Below are 18,160 nucleotides of genomic sequence, written 5' to 3'. Positions count from 1 at the left end.
GATGAGTTAGATATTTGTTACCAGCCACTCGACAGCCCTTTAGCGCTGGGATATGTTCATAAACAGACCATCTGATGGTCAGCGTCGCTCGGACGGTCCGGGCGCTAACGTATCCTCGAGGAAATTATGGCTGAACTCCCTGCTAAGCGTCGTTTTACCCGTATTGATCGCCTACCCCCTTATGTTTTCAATATTACCGCTGAGTTGAAAATGGCGGCCCGCCGTCGCGGTGAAGATATTATTGATTTCAGTATGGGGAATCCCGATGGTCCGACACCACCACATATCGTTGAGAAAATGTGCAGTGTCGCGCAACGTGAAGACACCCACGGCTACTCAACCTCTCGGGGTATACCGCGGCTGCGTAGGGCCATTTCTAACTGGTACGCCGAGCGTTACCAGGTGGATATTGATCCTGAAACTGAAGCTATTGTCACTATCGGTTCGAAAGAGGGGCTGGCTCATCTGATGCTGGCGACACTGGACCACGGTGATACAGTGTTGGTGCCGAATCCTAGCTACCCGATTCATATTTATGGTGCGGTGATTGCAGGGGCGCAAGTTCGCTCGGTCCCATTGACCGAAGGCATTGATTTCTTTTGTGAATTGGAACGTGCGATTCGTGAAACCATTCCTAAACCGAAAATGATGATCCTCGGCTTCCCGTCTAACCCTACAGCACAATGTGTGGAGCTGGAATTTTTTGAACGGGTGGTGGCGTTAGCGAAGCAATACGACGTGCTGGTGGTGCATGACTTGGCCTATGCCGACATTGTATATGATGGTTGGAAAGCGCCGTCAATCATGCAAGTGCCTGGGGCAAAAGACATTGCGGTTGAGTTTTTCACCTTATCCAAAAGCTACAATATGGCCGGTTGGCGTATTGGTTTTATGGTGGGTAACCCGGAATTGGTTAATGCGCTGGCTCGCATCAAAAGCTATCACGACTATGGCACTTTTACCCCGTTGCAGGTGGCGGCAATTGCTGCCTTGGAAGGGGACCAACAGTGTGTTCGTGATATCGCTGAAAAATATCGCCAGCGGCGTAACGTGTTGGTGCGTGGGTTGCATGAGGCTGGTTGGATGGTTGAAAACCCCAAAGCGTCGATGTATGTCTGGGCGAAAATCCCAGAGCCTTACGCCCATTTAGGCTCACTCGAGTTTGCCAAGCGCCTGTTGTCTGAGGCAAAAGTCTGCGTTTCGCCGGGGATAGGATTCGGTGATTACGGTGATACTCATGTCCGTTTCGCCTTGATTGAGAATCAGGACCGGACTCGTCAGGCGGTGCGCGGAATTAAGAGTATGTTCCGTACTGATGGTTTGCTGAAACCGAGTAAAGCGGTTTCAGGTGACGGTATCTAACCCCGCGCTTACCATCAACTAAATAGCTAACTCTCTATTCTGACCGGCGACCCACGCTGTCCGGTCAGAATAAAGTACCTTGTGTTCAAAACGTTATCCGCCCTCCTTAATGTTTTCTTCATCTATTTTGCACCATACTGATTATTAACTTGATGAAGTCAGTGGAGCACCACAATGAGAAATCGCTATTCACTACCCCAAATAACCCTGCACTGGCTGACGCTAGTGATGATCATTCTGACTTATGCCGCCATGTTACTCAGTGACAGGGTACCGGATGAAGATCGTACATTAGTGAAAAATCTGCATTTCAATTTTGGTATTTCTGTCTGGCTACTGATGTTGGTGCGGCTGTGGTTGCGCCAGCGCAATACAACACCAGCGATCACCCCAAGGTTACCTAACTGGCAGTTGTTAGGGGCGCAGATTATGCATTGGGGTCTGTATTTAATGTTCTTATCATTACCGGTGCTGGGCGTGTTGGCTCAGGCTTATGGTGGGAAAACCTGGTTCTTGCTGGGGTGGCAGGTACCGCAGTGGGTAACACCGGATGATGTCGCGCGTGGTTATCTTAAGCAGACTCACGAGCTAATTGCCAATTTAGGCTATTTTGTGATTGGCGCTCACGCACTGGCCGCGCTTTATCATCACTATATTCGCCGGGATGATACGTTACGCCGAATGATGCCAGGAAAATGATAAAGGGCGCGAATGCGCCCTCTATACGATGTCAGATTGTGGATGGTTCGAGTTAATATTACTCGACCATCATCATGAAGGTGCCAACCCAAACCACCAACATAATAGAGATACCCATAAAGAAATATTTCACTGAACAACTCCCCTTGGAGCTACCTCGCCAGTAACGATCCAAATTGCTGTGCTACGTTTACCGTTGTTACTTAAAATTACAGTGGTGTTCGCTACGCTCACTCACCCGAGTCACTGACTGATGTCAACTTGTCGGTATCAACTCACGTTCTGCCTGACTGTAATGCCAAGTTCTTTGGGTATTAAATGTGGACGAATCACGCTTTTAATCAATGGTAGCCATTTCATCACAACTGGCCAGCTATCAATCTGAGATACATCCGAATTGTCGTGCCAGCCTGAGCTAACTCAGTGGCATACGACAGGATCGGGCTAATGTAATCCCAACAGGGAGAAACTTTCAATACTGTAATTTTATGCATTAGATCACGTTTTCGTATATAAACCGCAAATATTGTGAGCCAATGCATTGAAGTGTGAAGCTATTAACGTTTTTTTAAATTATCGCTAAATAACAATTTGTTACTCTCTTGGTTATAATCTAAGCCAATCTGGCCGACGTTAAGACAATCAGCTTATTTTTTTCACCGCGATATTGGCCTCAAAGCCCAGTAAATACAGGGCTTGCTCCAGTGCTTCAACCTTGGAAGCGTGGTACACATCCAGCAGGCGATCCATCTGTGCGGCATTCAAACCGAGCTTGCGCGCCATATCTGCTTTGCGGGTATTGGTGGTTAACATGGCATTGTGTAATTCAGCTTTCAGTCGCACCAGAATGGGCACATGAACTGCAATATCACCCGGTTGCAGCGCTGAGGGGGCGGGGACGGGGCGGCGCTCTTCCATTTCTGCTGCAATACCATTCTTAATACCGTCCTGTGCTTCCAGTTCAATATCTTCCTGAGAGTAGGTCACTGATTCCAATTCAGGGAAGTCGCGATACTGGATGTGGTACTCGCCGCTGGCTTCATCAAGGGTATAATGGGCTGGGTAATGGAACACGGTGTCACTCCTGTGGGGTACAAGCTACTAAAGGTAGTGGCATTGTACTGACATCAGCAGGTCGGGGTTACTTATTTAACGTAGTAGCACTTTGATTCAATCGGCCATTTTGGGTGATGTCAGCCGCATTTCCAGCGCCCTTGCCGGGCATCTGAATGCACACTCACCGCAGCCATCGCACTGCGCTAAAGCCAGTATCGGCGGCTGGTGGGGCTGCCACGCCAAAGCCTGTTTATCACAGTAATCGGCGCAACTGTCGCAGTAGATATAGGTATTTTGACAGATGTTTTCTACGTGAGGGTGCGCCGTAATATAGTGGGTAGAGGGGGATAAAGCACCGGTTTGGCAAGCAGTGGTACAGGCCAGACAACGGCTGCAATATTGGGTAGAGAAATCCAACTCAGGCCGTTGACTGACCATGACTATCAGATGCTCGTCGCAGACGTGCATGCAGGCTTCACACCCCGTACACGTTTGCGTGAAAGCACTTTCAATAATGGCTCCCGGTGGTCTGATTGCGCTCCCCGATGGGAGAGTAAGTGGTTGTTGGCGGGCGCTTTTTAGCAAGCCACGAAATAGCCCACGGCGACTGATGGTGCGGTTTTCCAGATACGCCTTGTAGTAGCGCTCGTCTTTTATCACCGAAATAGCTCACGGGGCTGAGGAAATAGGCCCAGTTCAGTTTGTAAGGTTTTCAGGTAGCACTCGGCGATTTTTGCCAGCAACGGATATACCTGATGCTCGGTTTGGCTGTTGGTTACCAGCTCAAGATAGCGATAGGCCCATGGCAGTAAATGCTCAGTGAGCAGTGCTAGCGCGGCTTTATCCGATGGGGGCTTAGTTGTCGGCTGCTGTTCAATTAAATGAACCCATGCCAGTAACATGAGGCCAAATTGATCTTCCGGTTCACGTATCGCACTTTGATTCACCAACCCGAATGTTGACAGGAATTGGCGATATTGCAGGGTGCTCGCCCCCATCAAGATATTTTCTTTATCCAGATAAACTGACCCCCAAGGTGGGGCGGGCATTTCACCTTGTCCCTCAAACAAAATCGAGAAATCATATTCCAGTTGCTCGGGTTGGATACTCGGCATCTGTTGGCAATATCGTGCAATTTTAGCCGGATTGGGCCACGGAAAAATCTCAGCAATCTGTGGCAGTAGTGGCCAAAGGCGCTGTACGGTATTGGACTGTGGTGGATAGTAAAAACAGGCACCTAAAATCCTCGGCAGAGTGGTGTTCAGTAACATCAAAATTTTCTCTCTTCAGGTCCAGCTATCTCAATACGGCTTAGCCGCAGGTATCACGGCTAAACAGTTATTTGTCAGTAGGCCAATAGAATCAATATGTTAATTTACATTGGCACTTGCCAGAGATTGTAGAAAGCGATACGCCCAGCCAACTCACCGATCACCAGCGCCGAGGCACTGACCGCGAGCGTAACCCGAGGGATCCTGTCTTTCAGTAATGCTGCGGCAGCAACAAAGATACCGAGCGTTAGCAGCAGAATTTGAATTCCCCAAAACAGCGCCTGCTGGCTACTCAGTTGTGCTGAACTTTGACCCAGAAAGCTGAGGTAACCCGGTTTATTCACCAAAGTCACAATGGCACCGACCAACACGGCTGATGCGCCAAGCTGACGAGCGCCGGTCAGAATAGCGCAAGCGCCGCCCCCGACCAGTACCGTCATCCACAGTTGTAGGGAGGTGTACGAGGTATCCCAATTAGGCACGGTTGTCAGTTGATAAACTTGGGTGATTGACCAGGCGAAGGCCAGGCCGAAGATAACCGTTGCCACATTGCACAGCATTGGCAGTAATGTATTTTTGGCTATGGTTGAGAAAAATACGGTGCCACAGGCCATGGCGACAAACAATCCACTGAGCACTATCTCATTACTCATCGGTGAGCGACCAACACCCAAGAGCATGGTGGCGGCGCGCAATGGTTGCCCAACATGCAGTGTGCCAACGATCAGGCCTACCATCATCAGTATCAGGCCGATGATATTGGCTTGTTTGAGTTGCAGTGGCGTGGTCATACCGAGTTTGTGGCTCAGTAGCACCAGTGCAAACAACCCGACAGCGGTTTGCCCCAGTACGGTAAAAAACACCAAGGGTAATTCATGCATTTTATACCTCCGCCGGATTTTGGATGCGGCCTGATGTATCACCGGATGGCTTGGCATCACGGTGGCTTCTGATAACCAGATTGGGGTGTGTCAGATGCGCGTGCGGCAATGGCGCAATGGCATTCTCTTCACCGTATTTATCCCTCAATAGCGTGATTTCATCAAAATCTAACGCCCGCTGCGGGCAGGATTCGACACAAACTGGCTTATCACCTGCGGCGACCCGCTGATAGCAGCCATCGCACTTGGTCATCAGTTTCTTCTTGGCATCAAATTGTGGCGCACCATACGGGCAGCGCATCTCGCAATAGCGGCAGCCGACACAGAGATCCTGATTAACCACCACCAAACCATCTTCTTCGCGTTTATGCATGGCACCGGTTGGGCAACCCGTTACGCAGGTAGGTGATGAGCAGTGGTTACAGGCGATAGAGAGGTAGTAGTTAAAGACATTTTGTACCCAGATATTGTTCTGCTGAGTCCAACTGCCGCCGCCATATTCGTAAACCCGACGCAGCTTCGGCCCGAGATCCAACTTCTTCTCATCCTTGCAACTGATTTGGCAGGTCTTACATCCGGTGCACTTGGTGGAGTCGACAAAAAAACCATATTGCTTCATTATTCAACTCCTTATATACGTTTTACTTCAACGAGGTTGGTGTGTTGTGGGTTACCTTTTGCCAGTGGCGACGGTCGCAGTGTTGTTAACGTATTGATACACCCTCCCACATCAATGCCGTCCTTATTGGTATTTCGCCATGCACCCTGCGGCACGGTAATAACCCCCGGCAACACCCGTTCGGTAACCTTTGCTGCAATACGCATGCGGCCTCGGCTGTTAAAAATTTCGACCATATCCCCTTGTTGGATACCGCGAGGCTGGGCATCAATAGGGTTAATCCAAAACTGATGTGGTACCGCTTCCCGCAGCATGGCTACGTTGTAGTAGGAGGAGTGGGTATGGCCTTTGATATGGAAGCCTGTCATCTGCAAAGGGTAGGTTTTCATGGTTTCTACATCGCTAACACCTTCAAAGGTTGGGCAATATTCTGCGACAGCGGTAATGCGATCACCGGGTGCCAGTTGCCACTCTTTTTCCAATGTTGCCAGCGCTTGCGAGTAGATCTCAATTTTGCCAGACGGGGTTTTCAACGGGTGGTTCACAGGGTCATCACGGAAATCTTTTAACGCGATATATTGACTGCTGTCGGCATAAATACGATCGATGATGCCTTGGTCGTTGGTCTGTTCAAAAGGTGGCAAGGCAGGGTTTTTCTCACGCATTTTGTTATAACTGATTTCAATCCATTCTTGCTGGGTATGGCCTTCGGTAAAGGCATCGCCAATTCCTAACTTGGTGGCAATTTCGGCTAACACATCATAAGACGGGCGGCACTCCCACAGCGGCTCGATCGCATTTTGCAACCGTGTGACGTAGTGATAAGCCCCACTGGCGTAGGAGTTATCAATTAAATCATTTGATTCAACTGAGGTGACATCGGGCAGTAATAAATCAGCATATTTGGCAGAGTTGGTCATGTGGTTTTCCCACACCAAAATAAACTCGCACAGTGATTCATCTTGTAAAATACGGTGGGTTTTATTCAGATCAGAATGCTGATTGCCGATAACATTACTGGCGTAGTTCCACATAAACTTAATATTGGTATCAAGTTTATCTTTATTCTTCACATGCGCATTTTTCGCTGTCATTTCAGTGCCACGAAAAATAGCATCGGTCCACATAAAGCAGGGAATAGCAGTCTTCACTGGGTTCGGAATACTGAATCCCGGCACCGGATATTTCACATTCCCGCCCCAGGCTCCAGTATTGGTTCCGGCGCGGCCAATATTACCAGTCATCAATGGCAACATCATAATAGCGCGCGCCGCCTGTTCGCCATTAGCACTGCGCTGAATCCCCCAACCTTGTGATATCCATGCTGCACGGGCATTTCCCAACTCGCGGGCTAATTGAATAATCCGCGTTGGCGCAATACCGGTTATCTCACTGGCCCATTGCGGTGTTTTTTCTACCCCGTCGAGGCCGTTACCTAAAATATAGTCTTTGTAAGAACCATTGGCGGGGGCTGAGGCGGGTAATGTTGTGGCATCCCAGCCGACACAATATTGTGCCAGGAAATCTTCATCAGTCAGATTTTCTTTAATTAATACATGTCCTAATGCCGCCACCAGCGCGGCATCGGTACCTGGGAAGATGGGGACCCATTCTGCATTGAGGGTCGTTACGCTGTCGGTCATCCGTGGGTCGATAATAATGACTTTGGCTTTGCTTTGCCCCAGAGCATGAACGGTTTCGATATATTGCCCGCCGCCCGACATCCGAGTCTCTGCCAGATTATGGCCAAACATAACCACCAGGTCTGAGTTTTTAATTTCATCCAGCAAAGTTTCGTCTGCATTGCCATAGATATACGGCATTACCGTATTTATTTGGGCGGTGGAATAAGTACCGTGTTGATCGAGAAAACCACCTAGCAAGCTCAGCATTCTTTTACAGGCATTGCGGCCTTGTAAATTAGCGCCGGTCGAACCAGAACCATATTGATAATAAATTGCTTCGTTGCCGTATTGTGCAATGGTTCTTTTTAGATTATCAGCCACAATAGTGGTAGCTTCATCCCAACTGATACGTTTAAATTTACCTTCGCCGCGTTTGCCAACACGCAGCATGGGATATTTTACTCGATCCGGATTATATGTTTTCCATCTTACCGATCTGCCACGTAAACAGGGGCGAATTTGATGCTCACCAAAGGTGGAGTCATCATAAATTGCTTCATTAGCAATCTTAATAATTTCGCCATTTATCACATGTACTTTTAGTGGGCAGCGGCTACCGCAGTTGACCAGACAAGCACTGTATTTAATGGTTTCTTCTGTTGTTGCTGCGTGCTCTTCTGGCGCGGCATGTACTGAAAAAGGAAGGGTGATAGAACCGGCAATAGCCGCAGCCCCGGTGACTGCGGCGGATGTTTGAATAAATTCACGGCGGCTTAGTGAGCCGGTGATAGGTCTTTTATTGTTATTCATCGACATTACCTTTGCGGAGGACACTTTTTTAATGAAAAATAAGAAAATTAGGGTTGAGCGGCAATGTCTCACCTTAGGAAATAACTTGTTACTTTTATATGATGTAAATCAATTAAGACGATATAACGGAAATATCGCGCTGTTTTTTGTGAGTGAGGCGAAGGTTATTAATAATTTACCGTAAGATATTAACCATTTCCTATACATAAAATTAATGTATTTATATAAAGTTAGTGGTTGTAATAAAGAATCAATCTCAAATGACCGGGTGCTGTTATTATTTCCATTATTTTATGGGTTAATTTAATTTATCTTTATGATCTTAAGAAAAGTCTTAATAAAGCAACGGCTGTTTTTACCGCTATTCTTTATCACCATAACGCCAATGGTTGGTGATATTAACCCTAACTAAATAATGGCTAAAATGACATGCTGATCTATTTATCCAGATAAGAGGAGATCTACATCACGATTCTTATCTCTTCCAGCTTGCAGTCGTGCATTAACATGGTAGTTTACCGAATAGTTGGATTGTTACCGTCAATGGCGGGCAAAACCTGATTTAGTAGCGTGATGAATGCTGCTGAGTCGGGTTTTTTTGTTTTCAGGGCTAAAGCATGCAAATCGCTAAAATACTTAACAATAATGTAGTTATTGTTCTCGATCAGCATGGTCAGGAACAAGTCATTATGGGGCGTGGTCTTGGCTTTCAAAAACACCCAGGTGAATCGCTAGATAACACATTGATCGAAAAAGTGTTTGCTCTAAAAGACAATGAATTGGTTTCGCGGCTGAGTGAGTTACTGAGCTGTATTCCATTAGAAGTAATGATTGCTTGTGACTGTATCATCACGCAGGCAACGGCAAAACTGGGTAAGTTGCAGGATAACCTCTACATTTCGCTGACTGACCACTGTTTCTATGCGATTGAGCGGCATAAACAAGGTTTGGATATAACGAATGGATTGCAGTGGGAGATTCGTCGGTTGTATCCCAAAGAGTTTGCCTTGGGTCGTGAAGCCTTGCTGATTATTAAACAACGCCTTGGGGTGCAATTGCGTGAAGATGAAGCTGGATTTATCGCGCTCCATCTGGTGAATGCTCAGTTGAAGGGTGAAATGCCTGAAGTAATGCAAGTGACGAAGGTAATGCAGGAGATACTGCATATCGTGAAGTACCAATTTAAGCTGGAATATGATGAGGACGGGCTGAGTTATCACCGTTTTGTTACCCATCTGAAATTTTTCTCACAGCGAATGTTGGGCCGTAATGGGGTCACCAGTGATGATGATTCCTTACACGATGCAGTGAAAGATAATTATGCTGAGGCTTACCGCTGTGCGGGTAAGATTCAGCAGCATATGAAATTGCAGTATCAACAAGATTTGAGCAAAGAAGAGCGGATGTTTTTGACTATCCATATTGAACGCGTTCGCCGGGAAAGTTTTAATCTACCAGATTAAATGATTTAAAAGGGAAGGGTTCTAAGTAGTAAGAGAATTTCGCCAAACTGGATTGTTACTGCTTCGGCAGGCAAAACCTGAATGTACTTGTGTCGCTGGGTCGCGGTGCGGAGTGCGTTTAGGTTTTTTTTTGCCCGAATCTTTACCTGTATAAACAAGAGTGTTACCGAAGGAAAACACGATGCAATACACAACGGTCGCCAGCGAGATCCTCGCCGGAGTAGGGGGTCAGAGTAATATTAATAGCGTAGTACATTGCGCTACCCGTTTGCGCTTTAAACTCAAGGATATGGCGCGGGCTGATGCCCAAGCGCTGAAAGATAATCCTGGCGTTATTATGGTAGTGGAAAGTGGTGGCCAGTTTCAGGTGGTTATCGGAAACCATGTTAGTGAGGTCTACCAGGCGTTAGTGAACCAAGCGGGGTTGGCTGATGCTGAAGAACATGACAACAAGTCAGGTAATCAAAAAGAGAGTTTGTTCAGTCACTGTATCGATATCATTTCGGGTATTTTCACCCCCTTGCTCGGTGTATTGGCCGCCTCCGGTATTCTTAAAGGTTTTCTGGCTCTGAGTCTTGTTTGCGGCTGGTTACAACCCGACAGCGGCAGCTATACAATTTTATTTGCTGCCAGTGACTCACTGTTTTATTTCTTCCCACTGGTATTGGGTTATACCGCCGGTAAGAAGTTTGGTGGCAGCCCATTTATTACCATGGCGATTGGTGGTGCATTAGTGCACCCCTTGATGCTCGCTGCATTTAACGCAGCCGGGCAACCCGGTGCTTCTGAGACCTATTTCCTTGGTATTCCGGTCACATTTATCAATTACAGCTCGTCGGTTATCCCTATCATATTAGCGGCTTGGGTTAGTAGTCGGTTAGAAAAAGGGTTTAACCGGGTGTTACACAGCAATATTAAGAACTTTTTCACGCCATTACTGTGTCTGGTAATAACCGTTCCAGCCACCTTCTTACTGATTGGCCCGCTGGCAACCTGGCTTAGCCATTTATTGGCGTCGGGGTTCCAAATTATCTATTCGGCTGCTCCTCCTGTTGCCGGTGGTGTATTGGCAGGGCTATGGCAGATTTGCGTTATCTTTGGGCTGCACTGGGGTTTGGTCCCTTTGATGATAAACAACCTGAGTGTACTGGGCTATGACGCCATGTTGCCGCTGTTATTACCCGCAGTTATGGGGCAAGTGGGGGCCACGCTCGGTGTCTTTTTACGTACTCGCGATGCAAAAATGAAGGTGCTGGCTGGTTCGGCATTTACTGCGGGGATATTCGGTATTACTGAACCCGCTGTTTATGGGGTGACGTTACCGTCGAAAAAACCGTTTGTTTTTGGCTGCGTGGGCGGGGCGATAGGGGGTGTCATCGTCGGTTTCTGCCAGACCCATGTTTATTCATTCGGCCTTGCCAGTATCTTCTCTTTTGCCCAAATAATTCCCGCTACAGGTGTCGATGCCAGCGTATGGGGCGCCATTATTGGCACCCTGATTGCGTTGATCTTTGCTGCCATCAGCACCTTCTTTTTTGGCCTGCCAGCGCCTGTTGCTAGCGCAGAAACAGAGGATTTGTCTCACACCTCATCCATCACCGATAACCACAGTGGTATCGGCGAAGTGATATTCAGCCCGATCAGTGGCGAATTGTTAGCGCTAGCGGATGTCAGTGACAGTATTTTCGCCAGTGGTTTATTGGGGGCGGGAATTGCGATTATTCCACAACAAGGGCGGGTCGTGTCACCGGTTAATGGCGTTGTAGCGTCACTGTTTAAAACCCACCATGCGATTGGCATTGAATCTGATTCTGGTGCTGAGGTCCTTATCCACGTTGGTATTGATACCGTCAAACTCGATGGCAAATATTTTACCGCTCATGTTAAAGCCGGTGACCGGGTCAACGCAGGTGATTTACTGCTGGAGTTTGATTGTGCGGCGATTACCGGAGCAGGTTATGACCTGACGACGCCGATAATTATCAGCAACAGTGAAAATTATCAGGATGTCCTGTGTGCTAAAGGCACCTCTATTACTGAGCAAGCCCCGTTATTAACCGTAATTCGTTAATACTGATTTAGGAGAAAACCGATGAAACATGCATTTCCAGATAATTTCCTTTGGGGCGGTGCGATTGCCGCTAATCAGGTAGAAGGGGCTTATCTTACTGAGGGGAAAGGGCTATCTACCTCTGATTTACAACCCCATGGAATTTTTGGCGATATCATTCCCAGGGTGAGTGGTGACAGTTATGTCAAAGATGTCGCTATCGATTTTTATCATCGCTACCCAGAGGATATCGCGCTATTTGCTGAGATGGGGTTTAAATGTTTGCGGATATCCATTGCCTGGACACGTATTTTCCCACAGGGCGATGAGCAGCAGCCTAATGAGGCAGGCCTGGCATTCTATGATCGTGTATTTGATGAAATGGCGAAATATAACATTACGCCATTGGTGACATTATCCCACTATGAGATGCCTTACGGGCTGGTTAAGAATTATGGTGGTTGGGGTAATCGTAAAACAATTGGTTTCTTTGAACATTATGCCCGCACCGTGTTTCAGCGTTATCAGCATAAGGTTAAATTGTGGCTGACATTTAATGAGATCAATATGTCGCTGCATGCGCCATTCACCGGAGTAGGATTAGAGCAAGCAAGCAGTAAGAGTGCCGTGTATCAGGCTATCCATCACCAGTTGGTTGCCAGTGCCAAAGCGGTTGCTGCATTGCATGAAATTATCCCTGATGGCCGAATCGGGAATATGCTGTTGGGTGGGCTGATGTATCCACTAACTTGCAAGCCTGCCGATGTATTGGAAACATTACAGCAGAATCGTGAATGGCTATTCTTTGGCGATGTGCAGGTTCGCGGTTATTACCCCTCTTATATGGCTCGTTATTTTAAACAGCACGGCATTAGTGTTGAAATCACTGCTGAAGATAAACTGGCATTAAAACAGACTGTCGATTTTATCTCCTTTAGTTATTACATGAGCGGCTGCGTGACCGCCGATGAAGAGTTAAACCGTAAAGCCCGAGGTAATATTCTTAGCATGGTGCAGAACCCGCATTTGGCCAGCTCGGAATGGGGGTGGCAGATCGATCCTGACGGGCTGCGTATCCTGCTCAATGAATTATGGGATCGTTATCAAAAACCCCTGTTTATTGTTGAGAATGGGCTGGGAGCGAAAGATAAGCCGGATGTTAATGGTCATATTGAAGATGACTATCGCATTGAATATCTCAATGACCATCTGGTCCAGGTCGGTGAGGCTATCGAAGATGGCGTTGAGGTTATGGGATATACCAGTTGGGGGCCGATTGATTTGGTTAGCGCCTCAAAAGCTGAATTATCCAAACGTTATGGTTTTATTTATGTCGATCGCGATGACAGTGGTAATGGCACATTGGAACGCCGTCGTAAGAAGAGCTTCTATTGGTATCGCGATGTGATTCAGAGTAATGGCGAGGCATTGAAACGCTAATAGCGACGTTTGTATGTTGCAGTGATATAAGCAGCTCTCAACTGTTTTGCCTCACTGCAACACGACTTATTTTTGGGGAAGTACTGAGTATTTATTATTAGATGTGCGGGTTATTCTAAAAAGGGAAAATAATGAAACCAACTTTATATCTGACTCGTCAGATAAATTCTGCTGCATTTTATTTACTGACCTCTACTATTTTATTTTCATCATCGGCATTAAGTGAAGGTTTAACGGGCAGTGGTGAATATGTGGAACAATCAACGCCGGAGTGGCAGGGGATCGCATTAGGTTTTGAGCCACAGCAAACAGGGCTGCTAGGCGATATGTTAGGTATTCGCCCTATTTTATCGGAGCACGGTTTTAATTATTCACTCGGTTACTTGAGTCAATTATCATATAACGCGGGTGGTGGCTATAATCATGATAAACAAGCGTCTTATATTGATCAGTTTTCACTGACTTTTCAGCAGGATCTTGCGTTATATACGGGGATTCCCGATGCAGTAATCGAAGGGAATATTGTTAACCGCAATCATGATAACAACCTCACGCGGGATCGGTTACAAGATCCTCGGGCGAATATAACCGATTTGTCGCAGGAAAGTTTTGGTGGTCAGTCGATTACTCGCTTGGGCTGGTTAACCTTTGCGCGCAGTTTTGCGAGTCAGAAACTGCACTGGCGAATTGGTTTGATGAATAAAGTACAGGATTTTGACCAAATTATTCCCTGCGATTTTCAAACTCTTGGATTATGTGGCGGTAAATCAGCAAACTCGCTGACCTGGTTTAACTGGAACGTTCATTATTGGGGAACCACGCTGCAATATAAGCTTACCGATGGCTTAACATTAAAAACCGGGGTGATGGAGCAAAACCCTGATGCACCGAGCCGTGGTAGGGCGTGGAGTTGGTCAACCAAGGGCAGCAAAGGCATATTACTGCCGCTGGAATTGGAATTAAAAACCAATGCGTTCCAGGATTTACCCGGTATTTATAACCTTGGTGTTCTTTATACCAATGCTGAACAACGGGATCTTTATAACGGGGTCTCTGGTGCTCCCGGAGCGACTGACCCAGGTGGCTATCGTTACCATAATAATACTTGGTTCTTTTACAGTGGATTCAATCAGCAGGTAACAAAACATCAGGATGACGCCAACCGTGGTTTAAGTGTGTTTTACAGCATGTCGTTGGCGGATCAACGGACCAATTACATGCATTACGCTACCTCTGCGGGCATCCGTTATCGCGGCTTATTTGATAGCCGCCCACAAGATTGGTTGGGATTCGGCGTATCAATGGTTAAACTGAGTGATTATTATAAAGATAATCAACGCTATCTGAATCAAATCAATAATGTTTCTGATTATAATAATCCACGTTACTCTCCAATACCTGGGCATTCGGTTACTGCCGAACTGTATTATCGTTTCCGTGTCACTTCATGGCTGGAATTACAACCTGATCTACAATATTGGCACTCACCAGCAGGGGTAAGCCAAACGCAAGATGCATGGGTCACTGGATTAAAAACAGTTATTACATTCTAAGGCACCTGTATTGCAGATAATACGGTTATGACGTGGTGCTTTAACTGGCACCACGTAAACTGTTACGCTATTCTCCATCGAGTATTATATTGTAGAGAATCAGCGTGATGTTGAATATGAAAAACAGATTCGATGGTAACAACATCTTAGGTGAAAGGAATATTCACGCAGTTTTTGAACTGAGCTTATTACTGAAAGCAATCTTAGCCGTGATGGAGATTATCAGCGGTATTTTAACCTATTTTGTGACGCCGCAGTTTTTGCTAAATATTCTGCATCGCATCACGCAAGTTGAATTTATTGAAGACCGTGGCGATGTAGTAGCCCATTATTTACTGCATGCGGCACAAAACCTCTCTATCAGCAGTCTGCATTTTGCCGCATTTTATCTGCTCATCCACGGCGTGGTTAAGTTGTGGATCATTATTGGATTATGGCGCAAAAAACTGGGTTATTATCCGGCGGCAATAGTCATATTCAGCTTATTCATTATCTATCAACTCTATCGTTATACCTTCACTCACTCGGTGTTATTGATCGTAATAACTGCGCTGGATGTGGTGGTTATTGTGTTGACGTTGCTGGAGTATCGAAGATTACGCCAGCAGCATAAAGCCCCTTAGCCGGATAAAGGCCATACTGAGCAATGCGAGCCAAAAACCAAGGTTGCAATGCCCAGTGAGGTTACTCAGTTAGCAAAAATATGCGCTTGGCCAATAATTGTCAGGTCAACCATTAAACCGATACTTATACCTTCGCGGCTGATGGTTTTAACCTCTACCGTTTCATTACTTTCAACCAGATATAGGGTGAGTGTTGAGATAAAACCCGCAAAATCAATATTGATAACCTTGGCCAGACAATGAGTGGTGTAGTGATGATCTGCGGGCAAAGGGGTGATAGTAATCTGTTCTGGCCGTAACATAATCCGGCTCAATCCATGGTGTTGCTCATCATCAACCCTGACGCTGCCCAGTGCGCAATCAGCCCATCCGGTATCAATATTGGCGGAAAGAATCAATGTTTCGCCAAGGAAAGTCGCTGTCGGTTCATCAATCGGTCGCAAATAGAGTTCTTGCGGCGGGCCAACATGCGCCAGTTTACCCGCCCGCATTACCGCGACTTGCGAGGCAAATGATAATGCTTCGGTTTGATCATGCGTCACTAAAATGGAGGCAATATTTGCCTGTGCCAACAGTTCAGCCACCGCTTTGCGCGTTGAGGCGCGTAAGGCGGTATCCAGAGCTGAAAAAGGTTCATCCAACAGCATCAGTACCGGCCGCTGTGCTAACGCTCTGGCGAGAGCGACCCGCTGCTGTTGCCCACCCGAAATCTCATGGGGCCAAAGTTGTGATAACCGCCGATCCAGTGCGACCATCTCCATCAGTTCATCAATTCGGCGGGCTTTGTCCTGCTTGCTCCCTTTTAGTCCATAACCAATATTGCCCGCGACGGTAAAGTGGGGGAACAGCGCACCATCTTGCGGTACAAAACCAATCCTTCTTTTGTGCGCTGGCACGTGGGTTGAATTGTCGAATACCGGATGACCTTGCAGAATAACTTTACCGTGATCGGGGGTTTCGAACCCGGCAATAATCCGCAACAACGTGGTTTTGCCTGAGCCGGATGGCCCAACAATTGCGGTGCGACTGCCGGCGGAAACCTGCAAGTCAATTCGGTCTAATACGGTAACAGACTGGAAAGACTTACCGATTTGCTGAAGTTCAAGCGTGCTCATAATCCTGCCGTACGTTGCGATTGAGAATAAAGAAGCCAGGTTAACGGCAGAGATAGTGCCACCATCAGCAGTGCATAGGGTGATGCCGCGACATAATCAATTTCACTGGTCAACGCCCAAAAGCCAGTCGCCAGTGTTCGGGTGCCGTTCGGGGCCAGTAATAGTGTGGCGGTCAGCTCATTGGAGATAGCGAGGAACACCAGTGCCGCCCCGGCAGCGGCGCCAGGTGCAGCAAGGCGCATGGTGGTGCTCCATACGGCTTGAGTGGGTGTTTTGCCCAAGCTGCGGGCCACGTTTTCCAATTCGACCGGGGCGGTCGCAATGCCGGCCCGTAAACTGATTAAAGCGCGTGGGGTAAACATCAATAAATAAGCCAGCAAAATAGTGAATTCTGTTTGATACAGCGGGCGAGCAACACGGATAGTGATGGTCACCAGCGCCAGCGCGACCACGATACCGGGCAGCGAGCTGGTGACATAATTACAGCCTTCCATCACACGGTGCAAGCGCCCCGGATAGCGCACCGATAGCCATGCCATGGGGACGGCACACAATGTGATAATAACCGCACCGCTCAGTGCTAATGCCAGTGTTTGCTTCAAGGCTGGTAGCAGTTCAGGATTCAGCCACACATCAATTCCACCAATATAGAGCCAGCGGGCCAGCGTGATAAAGGGCACGCCGAGCGAGAGTGCAGTGAGTAGCAATGGCAATAACAGACACAGTAGTGTGATGGTTGTACCCATTGAATATGCAGTTTGGCGCCTGGCGCTACCGGAGCCGACCCGGGCATAGCGGTTGTAGCCACGGCTGGTGGCTTCGATTAATAATAGCCCCAGGCAACATAACGCCAAAACCCCTGCCAACATATTGGCCGCCGGACCGTTAAACGTGGATTGAAATTGGTCAAAAATAGCGGTGGTAAAAGTATCGAAACGGATCATGGCATACAAGCCATATTCCGCTAATAGATGCAGCGCGATCAGTATCGAGCCGCCCCATACGGCTAATTTTAGTTGCGGCAGAACCACGCGAAAGAAGACCACTGTTGGGGGACTACCCAATGATGATGCTGAGTCTTCAAGGCCGGGATCAAGGCGGCGTAATACAGCGGATGCGGGCAGATAAATAAAGGGGAAATAGGCAATTACTGAGATAAACACGCCAGCGGCAAGGCCATGCATTGATGGCACCAGACTAATCCATGCATAACTTTGTACAAAAGCCGGTACGGCTAGCGGTGCAATAGCCAATAGTGACCAAATCCGCCTGCCGGGCAGGGCCGTACGCTCGGTCAGCCATGCCAGTGCAACGCCAATAATGGCGCAAAGCGGTAAGGTAAAGAGCACCAGGAGTGCGGTGTTAATCAGTAATTCGCCCACGCGGGGGCGAAAAACCAGGGCTTTGACTGTTGGCCAACCGGTATCAATAGCGATACCAATAACAAACCCTAATGGCAGCAGGGATAGCAGTGACAGCAGAACCGCAATAGCCACAATCCCAAACCCCGGGCGATGGTTATACTGCCGTTGGGCTGCCTTATGCAGTGGAACCGATACAATATCGGTGCTTATATTAGCCATAATAGTCAAG

16 protein-coding genes are annotated in these 18,160 nt (G+C 47.5%); 7 read left to right on the top strand and 9 right to left on the bottom strand.

Annotated elements, in window-relative coordinates; all coding sequences use genetic code 11:
- Positions 1-126: 126 nt before the first annotated feature.
- Both alaC and Q2T71_RS14570 read left to right on the top strand, forming a co-directional pair.
- Entirely contained in the window at positions 127-1,362 is a 1,236-nt protein-coding gene (alaC, locus tag Q2T71_RS14575) for an alanine transaminase (RefSeq protein WP_372559564.1), read from the top strand.
- Between the two features lie 174 nt (positions 1,363-1,536).
- Positions 1,537-2,061: a cytochrome b gene (locus Q2T71_RS14570; RefSeq protein ID WP_372559563.1), complete on the top strand. Its 525-nt coding sequence runs from the start codon at positions 1,537-1,539 to the stop codon at positions 2,059-2,061.
- A gap of 58 nt (positions 2,062-2,119) precedes the next feature.
- On the opposite strand, the gene ypdK is transcribed toward Q2T71_RS14570, so the two are convergent.
- From ypdK to Q2T71_RS14535, 7 genes are all read right to left on the bottom strand, one after another.
- Positions 2,120-2,194 (bottom strand): membrane protein YpdK, encoded by a 75-nt coding sequence (ypdK, locus tag Q2T71_RS14565; protein WP_098057507.1) that lies wholly within the window; start codon positions 2,192-2,194, stop codon positions 2,120-2,122.
- A 509-nt stretch (positions 2,195-2,703) separates the two neighbouring features.
- On the bottom strand, positions 2,704-3,135 hold the full coding sequence (locus tag Q2T71_RS14560) for a hypothetical protein (RefSeq protein ID WP_372559562.1): 432 nt from the start codon (positions 3,133-3,135) through the stop codon (positions 2,704-2,706).
- A gap of 96 nt (positions 3,136-3,231) precedes the next feature.
- Positions 3,232-3,777 (bottom strand): 4Fe-4S dicluster domain-containing protein, encoded by a 546-nt coding sequence (locus Q2T71_RS14555; RefSeq protein ID WP_372559561.1) that lies wholly within the window; start codon positions 3,775-3,777, stop codon positions 3,232-3,234.
- Positions 3,774-4,388 carry a molecular chaperone gene (locus Q2T71_RS14550; protein WP_372559560.1) on the bottom strand — a complete coding sequence of 205 codons (615 nt, stop codon included), beginning with the start codon at positions 4,386-4,388 and terminating at the stop codon, positions 3,774-3,776. The genes Q2T71_RS14555 and Q2T71_RS14550 overlap by 4 nt, the downstream gene beginning before the upstream one ends.
- Positions 4,389-4,492: 104 nt before the next feature.
- Complete coding sequence (locus tag Q2T71_RS14545) at positions 4,493-5,269, bottom strand: dimethyl sulfoxide reductase anchor subunit family protein (RefSeq protein ID WP_372559559.1); 777 nt, start codon at positions 5,267-5,269, stop codon at positions 4,493-4,495.
- A 1-nt stretch (position 5,270) separates the two neighbouring features.
- On the bottom strand, positions 5,271-5,888 hold the full coding sequence (locus tag Q2T71_RS14540) for a DMSO/selenate family reductase complex B subunit (RefSeq protein ID WP_372559558.1): 618 nt from the start codon (positions 5,886-5,888) through the stop codon (positions 5,271-5,273).
- Positions 5,889-5,899: 11 nt separating this feature from the next.
- Positions 5,900-8,323: a DmsA/YnfE/YnfF family dimethyl sulfoxide reductase gene (locus Q2T71_RS14535; RefSeq protein ID WP_372559557.1), complete on the bottom strand. Its 2,424-nt coding sequence runs from the start codon at positions 8,321-8,323 to the stop codon at positions 5,900-5,902.
- Positions 8,324-8,940: 617 nt separating this feature from the next.
- On the opposite strand from Q2T71_RS14535, the gene licT reads away from it, so the two are divergent.
- From licT to Q2T71_RS14510, 5 genes are all read left to right on the top strand, one after another.
- Entirely contained in the window at positions 8,941-9,786 is an 846-nt protein-coding gene (gene licT / locus Q2T71_RS14530) for a BglG family transcription antiterminator LicT (RefSeq protein WP_372559556.1), read from the top strand.
- 181 nt (positions 9,787-9,967) lie between these two features.
- Entirely contained in the window at positions 9,968-11,857 is a 1,890-nt protein-coding gene (gene bglF, locus Q2T71_RS14525) for a PTS beta-glucoside transporter subunit IIABC (RefSeq protein ID WP_372559555.1), read from the top strand.
- A gap of 21 nt (positions 11,858-11,878) precedes the next feature.
- Positions 11,879-13,276 (top strand): glycoside hydrolase family 1 protein, encoded by a 1,398-nt coding sequence (locus Q2T71_RS14520; RefSeq protein WP_372559554.1) that lies wholly within the window; start codon positions 11,879-11,881, stop codon positions 13,274-13,276.
- 131 nt (positions 13,277-13,407) lie between these two features.
- A complete protein-coding gene (locus Q2T71_RS14515; RefSeq protein WP_372559553.1) occupies positions 13,408-14,829 on the top strand; it encodes a carbohydrate porin in 1,422 nt (473 codons plus the stop codon).
- A gap of 107 nt (positions 14,830-14,936) precedes the next feature.
- Positions 14,937-15,452: a DUF2127 domain-containing protein gene (locus Q2T71_RS14510; protein WP_372559552.1), complete on the top strand. Its 516-nt coding sequence runs from the start codon at positions 14,937-14,939 to the stop codon at positions 15,450-15,452.
- Positions 15,453-15,517: 65 nt separating this feature from the next.
- On the opposite strand, the gene Q2T71_RS14505 is transcribed toward Q2T71_RS14510, so the two are convergent.
- Together Q2T71_RS14505 and Q2T71_RS14500 are read right to left on the bottom strand one after the other, a co-directional pair.
- On the bottom strand, positions 15,518-16,567 hold the full coding sequence (locus Q2T71_RS14505) for an ABC transporter ATP-binding protein (protein ID WP_372559551.1): 1,050 nt from the start codon (positions 16,565-16,567) through the stop codon (positions 15,518-15,520).
- Complete coding sequence (locus tag Q2T71_RS14500; RefSeq protein WP_372559550.1) at positions 16,564-18,150, bottom strand: ABC transporter permease; 1,587 nt, start codon at positions 18,148-18,150, stop codon at positions 16,564-16,566. Before Q2T71_RS14500 ends, Q2T71_RS14505 begins: the two co-directional genes overlap by 4 nt.
- Positions 18,151-18,160 lie beyond the last annotated feature (10 nt).

This window comes from Yersinia sp. 1652 StPb PI, from assembly GCF_041538345.1.
GTDB classification, from domain to species: domain Bacteria; phylum Pseudomonadota; class Gammaproteobacteria; order Enterobacterales; family Enterobacteriaceae; genus Yersinia; species Yersinia enterocolitica_E.
The sequence above is the reverse complement of the archived record's forward strand: the minus strand, read 5'-3'. Positions and strand labels throughout refer to the sequence as shown.